Genomic DNA, 16,840 nt, shown 5'->3' with positions numbered 1-16,840 from the left:
ACAATTTTATATTGAAAAAATATTTTGACTTTACTCAATCAAATTATATCGAATTTGTGAACAAATAACAATGCATGAATGAATACTCTGTTGTACAATAAGAAGAAAAGTAAAGTAAACTGTTTTCATTTTCTAGTTACTATTTCATTATGAACAGCATGTTACATAAAAAAGGACATCTATTTTGAAGTGAAACAGTGAAGTAACTAAATAGTTTAGAATGTATAACGAACACAACAAGAAACAGCTTAGTTTTCTTCTTATAAATAAAATGAAATGGGATTAAGTAGATAAGGTTACTTATCCATTTTCACCAATTAGGCATGTACTTCGTTTTGAGGCGTATATGCTATTGCCCGCTAAAGTAAAGGGTAATTTGTTTAGAGATATAGGGGGGAGAGTTTTGATTAAACCATTAATCGAATTTTGTGTAGGTAACCTTGCAAGTGGCTCACAAGCAGCTTTAGAAAAATTAGAAAAGGATCCTAATTTAGACGTAATGGAATATGGTTGTTTAGGATATTGTGGTATTTGTTTTGAAGGTCCATTTGCACTTGTAAATGGTGAAGTTGTACAAGGTACAACAGTAGAAGAACTTGTAAATAATGTATATGATTATTTGGATGAAAATCCAATGTTTTAAGGCGTTGCAAATAGGCAACGTCTTTTTCTTTTGCCATTTATTCCGCTATTTGCGGTAATGTTTGTTTAAACAAAAAAAGGCCCTTTTTAGAAGGGCTTTTTTCTTACACGATTTGTGTAAGAATGGCTTATCGCCAAAACGTTGTCAAATATGAGAAACGGGGGACATTCATATTGTGTTCTAAAAGCATGCATTTTATACTTGAAATAATAAATTATTTTTGGAGTGAATAAAAATGAGCCAATTTTCTTTTACAAAAATGCATGGTCTTGGCAATAGTTATATATATGTAAATATGTTTGAAGAACAAATTCGCGAAGAAGATTTAGCTCTTGTAGCGGAAAAGGTTTCAAATATTAATACTGGTATTGGCGCAGATGGAATGATTTTAATTTGTCCTTCTGATGTAGCGCCAGTGAAAATGCGCATGTTTAATAATGATGGTTCAGAAGGAAAGAGCTGTGGTAATGGTTTACGCTGCGTAGCGAAATATGCGTATGAGCATAAACTAGTAGAGGAACCAGTGTTCACAATTGAAACGTTAGCTGGTATTGTTACCGCAGAAGTAACGGTAGAGGATGGAAAAGTTACATTAGCGAAAATTGACATGGGAGCACCTCGTTTAACACGTGAAGAGATCCCGATGCTTGGTGAAGGAGAAACACCATTTATTCGTGAAAACTTCTTATACAATAATCACCGTTATGCATTTACAGCTGTTTCAATGGGAAATCCGCATGCGGTTATTTTTGTTGATGATGTAGAAAAGGCGCCCCTTACAACGTTAGGTCCAGTTCTTGAGACGCATGAAATGTTCCCAGAGCGAGTAAATGTTGAGTTCATCGAGATTTTAAACGATGAAGAGATGAACTTCCGCGTTTGGGAACGTGGATCTGGTGTAACGCAAGCTTGCGGGACAGGAGCATGCGCCGCAGTCGTTGCAGCTATTTTAAATGGGAAAATGGAACGTGGTAAGGAAATTACGGTTCATTTAGCTGGCGGCGATTTAATGATCGCATGGACAGAAGAAGGGAATGTGTTAATGAAGGGACCTGCGGAAGTAATTTGCCGCGGAGTGTATGAGTACAAGATAGAAGCGTAAAGATGTATAATAGAATGAGAACAGAAAGGATGGTGTATTTCATGATTGAAGTAACAGAACAAGCAGCTTTTCAAATTAAAGATATGTTAAAAGATGCTGAAGATGGAGAGAAGTACGTGCGCCTTGCTGTACACGGCGGCGGATGTAGTGGTCTTTCTTACGGCTTAGGATTTGAAGTAGAACCAAAAGAAGACGACACAGTTCTTGAGTTTTTCGGTGTTGAATTTGTTATCGATAAAGAAAGTGCTCCAATTGTTAAAGGAGTAAAAATTGATTATAAACAATCTATGCTTGGCGGTGGATTCACAATCGACAATCCAAACGCAATCGCATCATGCGGATGTGGATCATCTTTCCGTACAGCGTCGAATGCTGGTAAGCCGGAAGAGTGCTAAGTTTTTAGTCGAAATAGAAAATGACCTTCTTAGCGATGAATTTTAATCGTTAGGGAGGTCTTTTCTTTTGCCGTTAAACAAGAAAGAGTGTATTACAAAGGTGGCGAATGCTAGCCCCAAATATCCGCAACTGCCAACAGTATTTGAATAAAGAAGCGCCCCATCAATCTTATTTTCCAGTAGTCCTATGTTTAATACGTGAACTTTAACTCCTTTTTGCGTAGTTTATTATGACACCGTTCGTTATAAAAAATCAAAAAAGCCGCCTTCCAAAGTTGGAAACCGACCTTAAGATACGTTGTACAACTATCGCATGCTGTAGTTGTACAAGGAATTTTAAAATCTTAATCTAATTTACCTTTGCATAGATGCAGGTATCAGTTAGTTTTTTACCATCAGCAGAAAGATCTTCGTTACGTAATATCCCTTCAAGCTCAAAACCTAGTTTTTCAGGGATCGTACGACTTTTAGTGTTACTAGATTCACATCGTATTTCAATCCTTCTAAATTTGAATGATTGAAATCCAAGGTTTGTTAACGCACTTACTGTTTCTGTCATATATCCATTGCCACTAAATTGCGTGTTAATCCAGTATCCAATTTCACATTTAGAAATACTCCAATTAATTCCGTGAAGGCTGGCAGTTCCAACAAAATCATTTGTCTCCTTATGATAGATAAGATAGCGAAAGCTTTCTCTTTTCAAAAAATCTATATGCGCATTTCTCAGGAGAATTTCCGTTTCTTCAACAGTAGGGATTGACTGGAATAAAAACAACCATTGCTTTAATTCATTAATTGAATCTTTAATAGCTTGGTGTACTACATTCCCTTCACCAGCTTGAAGTGGTGCTCGAAGAATGAGTCTGTCTGTTTCTATTTGTAACGGAACATCTAATAAAATAGGATTCATATTATTTCTCCTCTCGACAACTTTAAATTAGGATATAATGAAACTTATATAATAAAAAAACTTTCAACCAAAAGAAATAATTCTTGAGGAAGAGAGTTGCAATTTCTATAATAAATGAATTAAAAAATACCTTATCGCACTATAGGAAATCCCGTTACAGCATCACTATAAGTTATTATAGAATCGTGCGAAGCTCCTAGTCTTTCTTCATTAAGCACTTGATATACAGCAATACAGTAAAATTTATCTCCCATAAAGGGAATTCCTAAAAATTAGTAAACGGTAAATATATATTCAATTCATCACTTAGAAATCCCTTTTCACATATTGAAAACTAAACTACCAGTTGGTACAAAAAAAATGGCTACCGAAGCCGCCTTAGGTTGTTCAACTAATGCGCATGATAAAATCCGTAACAAGTGTCGTATATGATTGGTGCTGCTTTACAAAGTCTTGAAAAATTAGCCGTGGATAATAAACAATTTGATTTCTTTTTTATCGATGCTGATAAAGAGAACTATGAAAATTATTTAACATACTGTATTGAACTTGCGAAGCCGGGTGCTTTAATTGTTACAGATAATGTTCTAGCTGGTGGTAGTGTGGCAGATGAAAGTGCGAAGCGGAAACGTTATACAGAAATTATGAAGAAGTTTAATGAAACGGTAGCGAATCATCCACATTTAGAATCTGTACTCGTTCCGATTGGTGATGGAATGACAATTTCTAGAGTGAAGAAATAACTATACTTGGGTGGTTGTATATACGATTTTTTTACTATCTTACAAAAGTGTAATGTTCATGTCATATTTTTGAATTTCTTCTTTAGAGCGAAGGCTTTAATATGACAATATAAGAAAACATATGAGGTGAAGGAATTGAAGAGATATATTGCACTTTTTAGTATTTTAGTCGTATTTGCAAGCCTTTTAGTTGGCTGTGATATTAACCGTTTAGGGAAAGATGAGTATTACGTTCAAATTACAGTAGATGGAAAAGAGTATCATGGTAAACTTGATAATGGTAAGTCATATAAAGATTACCAATATAAGCTAACTGGTTTTGATAAAGATGGTAAAGAAAAAGAATTAGAATTTAATGCGCAAAAAAACCTTCGTAAAGAAGCATTTCTACGCGTATACTACTCAGATAAAAAAGGTGTAACGGCTTGGGAAGAAGTGAAGAAAGACGAGCTTCCTGCGAAAGTGAAAGAAAAATTAGGTGTGAAATAAAGAATGAAAAAAGGAATTGACGAGCGTAGTCAATTCCTTTTTTCATTCTCAAAATCTTCTTCTGAAATTACTTTAAATCCATTTCTTTTAAATAAAGCTGTTGTTACCCCGTAACCAGTTTGTTTATTGCCGTTAAATTCTCCTGTGTAAATAGTAGAACTACCACAAGATGGACTACGCTCTTTTAAAATAATATATTCTGGATTTAAATCTTTTATTTGTTCTAATGCTTTATAAGCACCCTGTACGAAAGCCTCCGTGACATCTTGTCCCTCCTTCGTCATCACTTTTGCTTTTCCATCTAAAACGTCATCGCCATTACCACCAATAATTTCAGCTGAAGGACGAGGTGTCGGTAAGCCGCCCAATACTTCGGGACAAACAAGTATCGTATCTTCGCTTTGTAATAATTCCTCTATTTTTGAAACGAGATTGTCGTTGCCGTCATACCGACAAGCAATCCCACCTAAACAAGCGCTAATTACAATCATATTTTCATCTCCAATAAAAAATATTAAATATCACGCCAAATTCCATTTCTGTTTCCTACATATAGATGAGGTGATAGAAATGGGAAACTTATATAACTTAATGAAACCATATAGTGAATTTCGAAGTAAAGAGGAGTTTAATGCATATCAAAAACAACTTTTTAAATGCTATCAATTTCAACTAAATAAGACAGATTCTTTCGTTATTCATTTTTTAGGAAAGTATGCGGTTAATGAAAAGAACGAAACCGTTGGTGTTGCTTGTCCATTAATGGAGACGATTGCGACGAAAATCGGAAAGAGTATTCGTACTGTACGCCGTTCGATTGCAAAGTTAGAAGAAATGGGAATTATAAAGCGTATTGCGACAAAAGAGAGGCATAAGCGCGGCGGATATAGTGCTAACTTATATGTGTTTCTTAAATCTGCGATTGACCGTATGGATGACCGCATGGAAATGTCCGCATGTGAAAGTGGTGATCGTACGGATGGCTGTAGTGGAAATGAGCAAAAAAATGAGAGGGAAACAATTCTTTCTAAAAACATTCCACAAATAAAAGAGAAAAGAAAAGTAACGTACGAGCTTGATGAGACGTATTGTCGCCATGATATACCAAAGCCTTTTATATACGCACTTATACCGATGACGAGTCATCCGAAGAAGATTAATACACTTTGGAGTAAAGTAGAGCTTGCTTATAAAAAAAGCGGATTACTAGAGCAATGTGTTTTATTAGAGCAGATTTTAGCTGATGAAGAAGTGCATGGAAATTTAATTTGGCGGGTGAAAAGTGTTGTGAGGGCGTATAAGTACGGAGAAATTCGTAAAGATGTTGGAGCGCTTTTGTATAGTACGATGCGAGATTTATTTTTAGAAATTGGATTAGAATGGGGAGCGGCTTTGAGGCGGAGTAAGGGGATACCGTTATTCGATCCATTTAAAAAAGAGTCATGCGTATAATACATGACTCTCGGTGACTAATCGAATTTCCTTACAACTGGAACACGAATTGCTACAAATAGTACGAAGACGATAACGGCAATTGCACCGCTTTTCATAACTGTTACAATTGGAATGCCTATCCCAAGTGCAAGCGATGTAAATGCGTAAGAGAGCGGGATGAATCCCATTGATGAAAGCATGAGTAAACTCATAACGCGTCCCATCATTTCTTCTTTTACTGTTGATTGAATCATTGCCATAAGTGGAACGATAGCCATTGCAATTGTAATGCCGTAAAACATTCCAGCTAATAATGCTTGCCAGAGTACGGTGCTAAAGTTGATGGATAGGAAGAATACACCAGACAGTAGCATCATGATAATACAAAATAGCCCGCGTCTACGATTAATATTTTTTAATCCGACAATGACAGCGCCTATTGCCATCCCGCCACCAACAGCTGCTTCTAAGTAACTAAACTGGAGTGAGTCACCGTGCAGCACGTTTTTGACGAAGAGTGGGAAGCCTACTTGCATCGGACCGATTAAAAATAAGTTTAAAAAGGCGCTACAAATAAGGAAAGTTGAAAGAAATGGTGATTCTTTTACATATGAGATTCCCTCTTTAATAGAAGTAAACATGCCTTTATCTGCTTCAGTTTTTTCGGGCACTGTAAATTGTATTTTTTGAACGAGTATTGCGGCGATAATAAGTAGCAGGATTGTAATTGAAAAAATTGTTTCATAGTTCGTAAATTTAATGAGAATTCCGCCAAGTACAGGGCCCAAGATAACCGATCCTTGGTTTGTCATTTGTGTAAGTGAATTCGCTTGTGTTAAACGGCTTTTTTCTACGAGTTCAGGCAGAATAGATCCGTCTGCGGACCAGAAGAAAGCATCAGCAAGTCCGAAGAATAAAGCGAACAAAGCAAATGTATATAGTGTTACATCACCGACGATGAACCATGTGAGAATTGTTGCGACAAGAATAGCACGAATAATATTAGAGTAAAACATAATGTTCTTTTTCGGGAATTTATCAGCTACTGCGCCGCCGACAATCATAAAAACGAGCCTTGGGACACTAAGTGCCACGAAAACAATACCGAGTGAAGCCTCAAGATTTAATGTTTTTGCTATGTACCATGTTTGTGAAAAAGTAAAAAAGGCTAAAGCAAAACTTGAAAAGAGAGTAGCTGCCCAAAGAAAAAGGAAATTCGTATTTTTCAATAACGGCTTTCCGCTTCCTTCTAAAGCAGATTTATTTTGTTGTAGTTCCTCCATATTGCTTCCTTTCTATGTACCAATTTTAGACTAAAACCTATTAACAATCGTTTTATACAGTTTCTAATATTTCTATACTGCACTTTCTCATTGTAGACAATAATAATGAATTTGCCCAGTAGCTATTTAACGACAAAAAAAGATGCCGAAGGGCACCTTTTTTTAAGCTAATGCAATATAAATATCTACTTGTGCGTTATTTGGATCCATTGCTCTTTCGTCATAAAGCTCAAAGTCTGTTGTGAAAGCACGTTTGTTTTCTTTCGACCATTGCCAAATATATTCCCAAGCTTCACAAATAACTTCGGATACAGGGCCTTTTCTTGTTGTAAATACTGCATACGTTGCGGCAGGTATTGTTAAAGCTGTCATATTTTCAGGAACATCTTCTAATGAAGAAACGGGCATGCCAATTGTAAATTTGTATGTACCAGTTTCATCTGATTCGTAGTTTGAATAGAAGGAACATGTTTCTTTTGTTTGTTGATTTGGAATGTGATGCATGATTTGTTCTTGGAAGTAGCGATCCCAAAGCTTTGGAATTTTTCCTTCAGTAGACGCCTCTTCTTCGTTTGTCGTCGTAATAGAAACGCCGATAGCCCGGAAAGCTTCTTTTTTTACGATAATAGGTTCTTTCATTGTAAAACCTCCTTCATCAAATGAGGAACGTTTGTTCTGTTTTATTGTAACATATTTTTGGGAAAAAGTAGTATTTTTTTAGGAGAGAGTATGAAAAGAGGGAGTGCTTTACTATTAGCAGTTTAAAGGACTGAGATAATTTGGATTAAGAATCTTTATAAGAAAGAAAAGAACTCCTTCCATACGTGAAAGGAGTTCTTTTTATTTCTATATTAAAACATACTTGAGCTATGCATTGGTTGAAGTTTTGCGTTTGGATCAAAGTAAGCTTTTGCGTTGTTTACTGCTGTCGGTGCTTCCCCGAAGCCACAAGCAATGAGTTTTACTTTTCCTTCATATGTACAAATGTCACCAGCAGCGTAAATGCCCGGAATATTTGTTTCCATTTTCGAATTCACGAGAATGCTGTTCTTTTGAATGTCTAAGCCCCAATTTTTAATTGGACCAAGAGAAGAAACGAAACCGTAGTTTACGATTACGTCATCAACATCGATAATAACTTTTTCTTCTGTTTTTACGTGTTGAAGAACGACTTGCTCAATAGTGTCATCACCAATAAGTTCAATTGGAACATACGGTGTGCTTACTTCTGCGCGGGAATTTATTAAGTTTTCTACACTATGTTCATGTGCACGGAATTTATCACGGCGATGGACGATTGTAACTTTGTCTGCAATCGGTTCTAACATCATTGTCCAGTCTACTGCTGAGTCACCGCCGCCAAATACAACGACACGTTTTCCAGCAAATTTATTCATATCATCAACGAAATAATGTAAGTTTTTCTTATCGTATTTTGTTGCGCCTTCTAATTCTAAGCGGCGTGGTTGGAAAGCACCATTACCAGCAGTAATAATGACAGATTTAGAATAGTGAGTTTGTTTATTAGTAACAAGTTTAAATATGCCATCAGCTTGTTTCTCAAGCGTATCAACAGCTTCTTCTAAACAAACAGTTGGATCGAATTTCTTCATTTGTTCTTTTAAGTTATCAACTAACTCTTGTGCGCGTACTTTCGGGAATCCAGCTACATCATAAATGTATTTCTCAGGATATAGTGCGGATAATTGTCCACCAAGTTGAGGTAAGCTTTCAATAATTTTTACACTTGCCTGTCTCATTCCGCCATAAAATGCAGTGAATAGTCCTGTTGGGCCACCACCAATTATTGTTATGTCGTAAACTTTTTGATTTTCTGTCACTTTTATTCCCCCTATAGATGGAAAATTAATATTGATTTCATATATTGTTCATATGTACACGAAAATCCTGCAAATGATGACACTTTCAAAATAAATGATAGCATACTTCAGTTAATAATACTTCTGAAAACGACTGAATTATAAGTAAGTTTATGCATAGACGTTTTAGAATTGTATAAAATATAGCGAAAGGAAAATACATGAAAAAAAGGATGGAAAACCCTTGAAAACGCTATGTTATTTTAAAATATTGATAATTCCCCAGATGCTTGAATTCTAGAATAAAACCGACTAATATAGGGAAGTATTATGTTAATTTTCTATGACAAATTTCGTACGATTTTTTGACTGCGTTTTGTTACGATATAGAATGTGATAAATTCCACATTCTTGACAAATAGAGATTTTAGTACTTGGTATTATTTTTTCATTACTATTATATAAAGAAAAGGGTTGTGATTTGGTGAAGACTCCAAAAATCGTAGTTTTAGGTGCAGGTTATGGTGGGATGATTACGACTGTTCGTCTGCAAAAAACATTATCTGTAAGTGAAGCTGAAATTACGTTAGTAAACAACAACAGCTATCACTACCAAGCAACTTGGTTACACGAGAGTGCAGCTGGTACATTACAGGATGATAAAATCTGTCTAGATATTCAAGACGTTATCGATACAAATAAAGTAAACTTTGTACAAGATACAGTAGTAGAAATTAAAGCTGCTGAAAAACGTGTTATCTTACAAAATGGTGAATTAGAGTATGATTACTTAGTAATCGGACTTGGTTTCGAATCAGAAACGTTCGGAATTAAAGGATTAAAAGAGCATGCATTCTCAATCACTAACATTAATGCAACTCGTCAAATTCGTGAGCATATGGAAGAAAAATTCGCTCAATATGCGACTGAAAAACGCGATGAGTTAATAACAATCGTTGTTGGTGGTGCTGGATTCACTGGTATCGAGTACGTAGGTGAGCTTGCAAATCGTATTCCTGAACTTTGCAAAAAGTACGATATTCCACGTGAAAAAGCACGCATCATCTGTGTAGAGGCTGCTCCAACGGCACTTCCTGGTTTTGATCCAGAACTAGTAGAATACGCCGTAAAACAACTTGAGAAAAAAGGTGTAGAATTCCGCATCGGTACAGCAATTAAAGAAGCAACTGAAGAAGGTATTATCGTTGCAAACGGTGAGGATTCTGAACTTCTTAAATCTGAAACTGTAGTTTGGGCTGCAGGTGTACGTGGTAACGGCATTGTAGAAGAGTCTGGATTTGAAGCAATGCGCGGACGTATTAAAGTGGATGAGTTTATGCATGCTCCAGGTCATGAAGATGTATTCATGGTTGGTGACGCAGCGTTAATCATCAATGAAGAGATTAACCGTCCATACCCACCAACAGCACAAATTGCAATTCAACAAGGTTATAACATCGCACACAACTTAACTGTATTAGTTCGTGGCAAAGGTGAAATGAAAAAATTCGCATTTGATAATAAAGGATCTGTATGTTCATTAGGTCATGACGATGCAATGGGCGTTGTTATGGGTAAAAAGTTAACAGGTTGGAAAGCTTCCTTCATGAAGAAAGTAATCGATAACCGTTACCTATTCTTACTTGGCGGACCTTTATTAGTTCTTAAAAAAGGTAAATTAAAGTTCTTTTAATGTATAGTAGAAAAAGCAGAAACGGCTATGAGCTGTTTCTGCTTTTTTTTGTATAATACACGTTTCCGATATAGTAATAAAAAGAGGATGAAAAGAGAAAGAAAGACTGGTGCAATACTGTCTTCAAGGCTTGTTGTGTCATGAAGTGGATGAATCCAATGTCTGAATCCGAAAATGAGTCCAGCTTGAAGGGAAGCGAAAGAAATTACATATAGAATAATTACGTTTCCAGAGAAAGAAAATGCAGATTCGTGAAGCCATTGTTTCGTTTTCTTCATATGTGCTTCTCCTTCCGTATAGTTCTTTATTAACGTTATATCAAAAATATGGAAGGGGATATTATGCTCTAAGAAAGGAAAAGTCACAGTGTATTTAAAAATATAGTATAATATATAAAAAAGAAAGAATATTCTGTCCGTTTTGGTGGAGGAGGTTACGTCATGGGGAAGCGAGGGAAAGTGTGGTTAGCTGTCAGTGGCTTAGTAGCTACAAAAGATGGGAGATGGCTATTCGTTAAGAAGAAATACGGTGGATTGAAAGGGCAGTGGTCTTTACCAGCTGGTTTTGTTAATGAAGGTGAGACTGTTGATGAAGCTGTGAAACGTGAAATTTTAGAAGAGACAGGCATTGTTGCTCATGTAAAGGGGATTATCGGTATTCGTTCGGGTGTCATTCGTAATGAAATTAGCGATAATATGATTATTTTTCTTTTAGAGCCAGAGGGAGAAGACGTTATTGTACAGGAGAAAGAATTGTCGGAAGTAGCTTTTTTACGTCCAGAAAATATTGCAGATGATCAAAATACTTCTGTACTCATTAAATATTTATTAGAAGGAAGAGCAGAGTCGCATCTTGAGATGGATAAAACATTAAATCCAGGAGAGCAATTTGGTTACACGGCTTATCATGTGTTTACGGCGTATGCGAAGGAGAGGGAGAAGAAGTGAGTATACCGGTACTACTTATTTCAATGATGTTATTCTTTATTTTGTTTTTTGGCATTGGATTTTTACTCAACATGATTTTGCGGGCTACATGGGTAATGGTTATTGTTTATCCAATTATTTGTATGCTTATTATTAATAAAGCAAGTGTATGGGATTATTTTTCAAAACCAAAAGAAACATTTTCTTCATTTGGAACGAGTGTATCGCATTTAGGACAAGCAGATATGTTTATTTTATCTACTGGATTAGTAGGAGCAGCTTTAGCGGGAGTTGTAATAAAGAAACTTCGGAAAAGTGGGTATCAAATGTTTTAATCTCCAATTTCATTGGGGATTTTCTTTTGCATATTTCTTTATCGTATAGGGAATGATTAACGATGAAGGAGTGTGGAATATAAAAATGTTAAAACGATATTGTATTCGCATTATGATGACTTGTTTACTTGCATTCGCATTATGCGTAACATGGAAGGCTTTCACAGGAGTTTCTTTATTAGAAATTATAAAATTATATGAAGAAACGAGTGCAAAAGAAGTACATGCAGCAGAAATTGAGAAAAAAGTTGCTCCGAGTAAAGAAGTGATAAATGCTTTAGAACAGGCAAATGACTGGTCTAAATATCGTGTTATAGAAATGACTGCAACAGGCTATACATCAGGTGTTGAGTCGACGGGTAAGAGGCCGGGGCATCCAGAGTATGGTATTACATATTCAGGTGTCAAAGCGAAAAGAGATTTATATTCTACGATAGCTGCTGATTTACGTGTATTCCCAATTGGAACAATTTTATTTGTACCAGGTTACGGATATGGAGTTGTAGCGGATAAAGGCGGCGCTATTAAAGGAAATAGGCTTGATTTGTATTACGATACGGTTCAAGATGTGTATAGTCAATGGGGCAAGAAAAAAGTAAACGTATATGTAGTGAAAGTCGGAGATGGCAAGTTTACAGAAGAACAGTTAACGATGTTAAACCAAGATGAAACGATGCAGGTGTTTCGTGGTCAATATTTAAAACAAAGATAGTCTAGTGGCAATAACACTAGACTTTTTTTCTTGTCTTATTTTACCATAGAATATATTGGAGGTAGCATCTTTATATGAGATGACAGAAGTTAGAATTATCGCATTTTATCGAAAATACAGTTATAATAGACGTAGAGAAATTTAGGGGGTCTGAACATGTTTCAAGTACAAAAAGAATTAGCAAGTCATGAAGCAGTAATTGTTGCTTTATTTGAAGAAGATAAAACGAGCAGTTTTGTACAAGAGCTGGACAAAGCGTTTGAGGGACAATTACAAGTTTTATTAGAAGAAAAAGAACTTTCTACTAAGAAGAAAGCCATTTCAAAAGTACATAGCTTAGGAAAAACAAATGTTAAACGTTATTATTTTGTTGGTTTAGGTAAGAAAGAGTCATACACAACAGAAACGTTACGTGCAGCTCTTAGTAAAGCATTTAAATCGTTACAAGTGGCAAAAGTACAAGATGCAGCAATCTTACTTGATTCTTTCGTAACGGAGAAATTAGACGCGATTGATGTAGCTCATATTGCATCTGAAGTATATTGCCTTGGCACATACGGATTACAAACATATAAAACGGATAAAAAAGAAAGTGTAGAGCTAGAAAAGCTTACTGCTATTACAGCAGAAGATGCGCAAGAAATTGAAGCAGCATTAACAGTTGGATATGTGCATGGACGTGCAACGAATTCAGCTCGTACGCTTGTAAATATGCCGCCAAACGTATTAACAGCGACAAAGCTTGCTGAGTATGCAGTTGAATTAGCTGAAAAATACGATATGGACTATAAAGTTCTTGAGAAAGAAGAGATGGAAGAGCTTGGTATGGGTGCATTACTTGCAGTAAACCAAGGTTCTACAGAGCCACCAAAAATGATCGCTCTTATTTATAAAGGAAAAGAAGAGTGGACGGATGTAATTGGATTCGTTGGAAAAGGGATTACATATGATACAGGCGGCTACTCTTTAAAACCTCGTGAAAGCATGGTTGGTATGAAGGGAGATATGGGTGGTGCAGCAGCAGTTCTTGGTGCGATGGAAATCATCGGTGAACTTCGCCCTGAGCAAAATGTAATTGCTGTGATTCCATCAACTGATAATGTTGTAAGTGGTACAGCATTTAAGCCAGATGATGTTATTACATCTATGAGCGGAAAAACAATTGAAGTATTAAATACGGATGCAGAAGGTCGTCTAGCATTAGCTGATGGCATTACGTATGCGAAGAAACTTGGTGCAAATTACCTTGTTGATGTTGCAACGTTAACAGGTGGTGTAATTGTTGCACTTGGAAATCATACAACAGGTGCAATGACGAACGATGAAGAGTTGTTTGAACAAGTGTTAGAAGCATCAATGGAAACGGATGAGCCGATTTGGCAATTACCGATTTTTGAGCGTGATAAAGAACGTGTTCGAAACAGTAAATTTGCTGATCTAAATAACTCACCAGGTCGTGAAGGACATGCGGTTATGGCAGGTACATTCCTAGGTGAATTTGCAGAAGAGACACCATGGGTGCACTTAGACATCGCTGGAACATCTGAAACAACAGGTGCGCATGATTTAGGCCCGGCTGGAGCAACAGGTGCGATGGTTCGTACACTTGCAACACTTGTTGAACGTTTCGGAGAAGAATAAAGAGTATGAAAAAAGCTGTTCGCAAAGGTCATGACATAATTGATCTTTGCGGAACAGTTTTTTTATTTTATAGGTACATATAGTGTTCTGCATTTTCTATAAAGAAATCGTATATAAAGTTCCATTTAAAGCGAATGAAGTACGCCCTGTTTCCTCAGAGACAACTAATATAAGGGAATCGCTTTTCTCTGATAAACCAATTGCGGCTCGGTGGCGTGTTCCTAGCTCAGAATCAATCTCTGTACTTGTTGTTAACGGAAGAATATTAGCAGCTGAGACAATATGATTATTTTTAATAAGAACGGCTCCGTCATGAAGAGGATTACCTGGATAAAAAATCGATTCGAGTAGTGGAGCGGTTAAGTGTGCGTTTAGTGTCGTTCCAGTTTGAATGAAAGAATCAAGAATATCGTTTCGTTCCACAACAATAAGAGCACCGTGTTTTCGGGTGCTTAAATGTTGAACAGCTGTTGTGATAAAATGCGAACTTTCCGTATAAGGTGATAAGTATGCTTGAATATAATATGTAGCCGCTAACGTCTGTACGTTCGTTAACATATGATGAATATCTTCCATTTTACATAAAATACATTCATCTTCTTTATCGATTGCTTGTCTCATATTTGATAATTCTTTTTCGGCAATTTCGATCATCTGCTTTGTTTTTATTTTGAGCTCTTCTGACAAGCCCCATTCATGCATAATCCTCATTCCCTTTGGTGGAGTATTTAACCATAGTGTATACAAATATTTATAGTAAAATCCTGCTGGAGTTTAAAAAATATTGAGATACAGGTTGTTTTTTTCATATAATGAAGTTATGACACGTGAGAGGGGATAGAAGGATGAATTGGAAACAAGAATGTAGTCGATGGCTTTCATATGCAGAATTAGATGTAGAATTAAAAGAACAGCTAGAAAACATGAGACAAGATGAGAAGAAGATTGAAGATAGCTTCTATAAAAACTTAGAGTTTGGTACAGGTGGTATGCGCGGTGAACTTGGTGCTGGTACGAATCGTTTAAATGTATATACAGTTCGTAAAGCAACAAAAGGATTAGCAGTATTTATTGAAAAATTAGGTGAAGAAGCGAAAAAAAGCGGTGTTGTTGTAGCGTATGATTCTCGTCATAAATCACCTGAATTTGCAATGGAAGTAGCTGCTACACTTGGTGCACACGGTATTACAACATATGTATTTGAAAGCTTACGTCCAACGCCAGTGCTTTCTTTCGCAGTTCGTCATTTACATACAGTAAGTGGAATCGTTCTTACGGCGAGTCATAATCCACCTGAATATAACGGTTATAAAGTATATGGTGAAGATGGTGGGCAGTTGCCTCCAAAAGAAGCGGATGAGTTAATTAGCTACGTAAATGCAGTGAAAGATGAATTAACAGTTGAAGTTGCTGATGTGGAGCAATTAAAAGCTGACGGTTTATTACATATAATTGGACAAGAAGTAGATGATGCATATGCAGCAGAATTGAACAATGTCATTATTAATAAAGAAATGGTACAAAAAGTTGGTAAAGATTTAAAAATCGTCTTTACTCCCTTACATGGAACGTCAAATATTTCTGTACGCCGTGGCCTAGAAGAAGTTGGATTTACAGATGTAACGGTTGTGAAAGAGCAAGAGTTACCAGATCCAAACTTCTCTACAGTAAAATCGCCGAATCCAGAAGAGCATGCAGCGTTTGAGTATGCAATTCGTGACGGTGAAAAAGTTGGCGCAGACGTGTTAATCGCAACTGATCCTGACGCAGACCGTCTAGGCGTAGCAGTTCGTAATCACGATGGTGAGTTCCAAGTATTAACTGGTAACCAAACAGGTGCATTAATGCTCGATTACTTATTATCACAAAAGAAAGAAAATGGAACTCTTCCGGCAAACGGTGTTGTGCTAAAAACAATCGTAACGTCTGAAATTGGCCGCACAATCGCAAAAGCATACGGTTTGGATACAGTTGATACGTTAACTGGATTTAAATTTATTGGTGAGAAAATTAAACAGTATGAAGAAAGTGGACAATATGAATTCCAATTCGGTTATGAGGAAAGCTATGGTTATTTAATTCGTCCATTCTGCCGTGATAAAGATGCGGTACAATCTGTCTTATTTGCATGTGAAGTAGCTGCATACTACAAAGCGCAAGGAAAAACGTTATATGATGGTCTATTAGAAGTATTCGAGAAGTATGGCTTCTTCCGTGAAGATCTTGTATCGTTAACGTTAAAAGGAAAAGACGGTGCGGAACAGATTCAAGAGATGATGGCAACATTCCGTGAAAATCCTCCGAAAGAAGTAGCTGGCTTCACAGTCGTTGCGGTTGAGGATTATAAGGCAAGCATTATTACAACTTTACAAGATGGAAATAAGGAAGAGATTCACTTACCGAAATCAAATGTGTTAAAATATAAATTAGAAGATGGTTCTTGGTTCTGCTTACGTCCATCTGGCACAGAGCCAAAAATTAAATTCTACTTTGGTGTACAAGATGATTCCTTACAAAATAGTGAACAAAAGTTACTTACTATTAAAGAAGACATTATGAATCGTTTATAATAGAATAGAGTACTACTGATAAGAAAAGAGGAGAACGGAGAACGACCTCCTCTTTTCTTATAGTTTTGTATGATGTAGAGGATTATTAAGAGTTGATGTTATAAATTTGCACCTTACTAAGAGAATTAGAATGAAAAGCGA

Annotated in this window: 18 protein-coding genes and 1 pseudogene; 12 read left to right on the top strand and 7 right to left on the bottom strand. The window is 36.3% G+C overall.

From position 1 onward, the window contains the following. Window positions 1-403 precede the first annotated feature (403 nt). The 3 genes from VK90_RS22365 (at window position 404) to VK90_RS22355 (ending at window position 2,140) form a co-directional block, all read left to right on the top strand. Window positions 404-643, top strand: coding sequence for a YuzB family protein (locus VK90_RS22365; protein ID WP_025149573.1), 240 nt, complete (start codon window positions 404-406; stop codon window positions 641-643). A 235-nt stretch (window positions 644-878) separates the two neighbouring features. Continuing rightward, complete coding sequence (gene dapF / locus VK90_RS22360) at window positions 879-1,745, top strand: diaminopimelate epimerase (RefSeq protein ID WP_048375328.1); 867 nt, start codon at window positions 879-881, stop codon at window positions 1,743-1,745. Window positions 1,746-1,786: 41 nt separating this feature from the next. Continuing rightward, entirely contained in the window at window positions 1,787-2,140 is a 354-nt protein-coding gene (locus tag VK90_RS22355) for a HesB/IscA family protein (RefSeq protein WP_000573821.1), read from the top strand. A 349-nt stretch (window positions 2,141-2,489) separates the two neighbouring features. Here VK90_RS22355 and VK90_RS22350 read toward each other — a convergent pair whose 3' ends face one another. Further along, window positions 2,490-3,053, bottom strand: a complete 564-nt coding sequence (locus tag VK90_RS22350) for a GNAT family N-acetyltransferase (RefSeq protein WP_048375326.1) — start codon at window positions 3,051-3,053, stop codon at window positions 2,490-2,492. Window positions 3,054-3,469: 416 nt separating this feature from the next. On the opposite strand from VK90_RS22350, the pseudogene VK90_RS22345 reads away from it, so the two are divergent. Further along, window positions 3,470-3,796: pseudogene (locus tag VK90_RS22345) on the top strand (O-methyltransferase); the annotation flags it as partial. 135 nt (window positions 3,797-3,931) lie between these two features. Then, entirely contained in the window at window positions 3,932-4,285 is a 354-nt protein-coding gene (locus tag VK90_RS22340) for a YxeA family protein (protein WP_048375324.1), read from the top strand. 29 nt (window positions 4,286-4,314) lie between these two features. Here the strand turns inward: VK90_RS22340 and VK90_RS22335 are convergent, their stop codons facing one another. Continuing rightward, window positions 4,315-4,776, bottom strand: a complete 462-nt coding sequence (locus VK90_RS22335; RefSeq protein ID WP_048375322.1) for a DUF523 domain-containing protein — start codon at window positions 4,774-4,776, stop codon at window positions 4,315-4,317. A 79-nt stretch (window positions 4,777-4,855) separates the two neighbouring features. Here VK90_RS22335 and VK90_RS22330 point away from each other — a divergent pair, with 79 nt between their 5' ends. Then, window positions 4,856-5,737, top strand: coding sequence for a helix-turn-helix domain-containing protein (locus VK90_RS22330; protein WP_048375319.1), 882 nt, complete (start codon window positions 4,856-4,858; stop codon window positions 5,735-5,737). Between the two features lie 17 nt (window positions 5,738-5,754). Here the strand turns inward: VK90_RS22330 and VK90_RS22325 are convergent, their stop codons facing one another. The 3 genes from VK90_RS22325 to VK90_RS22315 all read right to left on the bottom strand — a co-directional run bounded on the left by VK90_RS22325 (window position 5,755) and on the right by VK90_RS22315 (window position 8,843). Continuing rightward, the gene (locus VK90_RS22325; RefSeq protein WP_048375318.1) at window positions 5,755-7,002 is read right to left on the bottom strand and encodes an MFS transporter; all 1,248 of its coding nucleotides are present in this window, start codon (window positions 7,000-7,002) and stop codon (window positions 5,755-5,757) included. A gap of 162 nt (window positions 7,003-7,164) precedes the next feature. Further along, complete coding sequence (locus VK90_RS22320) at window positions 7,165-7,641, bottom strand: GyrI-like domain-containing protein (protein WP_048375316.1); 477 nt, start codon at window positions 7,639-7,641, stop codon at window positions 7,165-7,167. A 212-nt stretch (window positions 7,642-7,853) separates the two neighbouring features. Then, window positions 7,854-8,843, bottom strand: a complete 990-nt coding sequence (locus VK90_RS22315; protein WP_025149563.1) for an NAD(P)/FAD-dependent oxidoreductase — start codon at window positions 8,841-8,843, stop codon at window positions 7,854-7,856. Between the two features lie 463 nt (window positions 8,844-9,306). On the opposite strand from VK90_RS22315, the gene VK90_RS22310 reads away from it, so the two are divergent. Next, window positions 9,307-10,515 (top strand): NAD(P)/FAD-dependent oxidoreductase, encoded by a 1,209-nt coding sequence (locus VK90_RS22310; RefSeq protein WP_048375313.1) that lies wholly within the window; start codon window positions 9,307-9,309, stop codon window positions 10,513-10,515. On the opposite strand, the gene VK90_RS22305 is transcribed toward VK90_RS22310, so the two are convergent. Continuing rightward, window positions 10,512-10,793 carry a hypothetical protein gene (locus tag VK90_RS22305; RefSeq protein WP_048375311.1) on the bottom strand — a complete coding sequence of 94 codons (282 nt, stop codon included), beginning with the start codon at window positions 10,791-10,793 and terminating at the stop codon, window positions 10,512-10,514. The genes VK90_RS22310 and VK90_RS22305 overlap by 4 nt on opposite strands. A gap of 162 nt (window positions 10,794-10,955) precedes the next feature. Here VK90_RS22305 and VK90_RS22300 point away from each other — a divergent pair, with 162 nt between their 5' ends. The 4 genes from VK90_RS22300 to pepA all read left to right on the top strand — a co-directional run bounded on the left by VK90_RS22300 (window position 10,956) and on the right by pepA (window position 14,129). Next, the gene (locus VK90_RS22300; RefSeq protein WP_025149562.1) at window positions 10,956-11,462 is read left to right on the top strand and encodes an NUDIX hydrolase; all 507 of its coding nucleotides are present in this window, start codon (window positions 10,956-10,958) and stop codon (window positions 11,460-11,462) included. Then, window positions 11,459-11,776 (top strand): YuiB family protein, encoded by a 318-nt coding sequence (locus VK90_RS22295; RefSeq protein WP_002174012.1) that lies wholly within the window; start codon window positions 11,459-11,461, stop codon window positions 11,774-11,776. The genes VK90_RS22300 and VK90_RS22295 overlap by 4 nt, the downstream gene beginning before the upstream one ends. 85 nt (window positions 11,777-11,861) lie before the next feature. Further along, the gene (locus VK90_RS22290) at window positions 11,862-12,488 is read left to right on the top strand and encodes a 3D domain-containing protein (RefSeq protein WP_048375469.1); all 627 of its coding nucleotides are present in this window, start codon (window positions 11,862-11,864) and stop codon (window positions 12,486-12,488) included. Window positions 12,489-12,644: 156 nt separating this feature from the next. Continuing rightward, window positions 12,645-14,129, top strand: a complete 1,485-nt coding sequence (gene pepA / locus VK90_RS22285; protein WP_048375307.1) for a cytosol aminopeptidase — start codon at window positions 12,645-12,647, stop codon at window positions 14,127-14,129. Between the two features lie 96 nt (window positions 14,130-14,225). Here pepA and cdaS read toward each other — a convergent pair whose 3' ends face one another. Continuing rightward, a complete protein-coding gene (cdaS, locus tag VK90_RS22280) occupies window positions 14,226-14,831 on the bottom strand; it encodes a sporulation-specific diadenylate cyclase CdaS (protein ID WP_002174009.1) in 606 nt (201 codons plus the stop codon). A gap of 143 nt (window positions 14,832-14,974) precedes the next feature. On the opposite strand from cdaS, the gene VK90_RS22275 reads away from it, so the two are divergent. Beyond that, window positions 14,975-16,699: a phospho-sugar mutase gene (locus VK90_RS22275; protein ID WP_048375305.1), complete on the top strand. Its 1,725-nt coding sequence runs from the start codon at window positions 14,975-14,977 to the stop codon at window positions 16,697-16,699. Window positions 16,700-16,840 lie beyond the last annotated feature (141 nt).

This window comes from Bacillus sp. LK2, from assembly GCF_001043575.1.
GTDB lineage: Bacteria > Bacillota > Bacilli > Bacillales > Bacillaceae_G > Bacillus_A > Bacillus_A paramycoides.
This window is presented reverse-complemented; position numbering and strand designations above follow the sequence as displayed.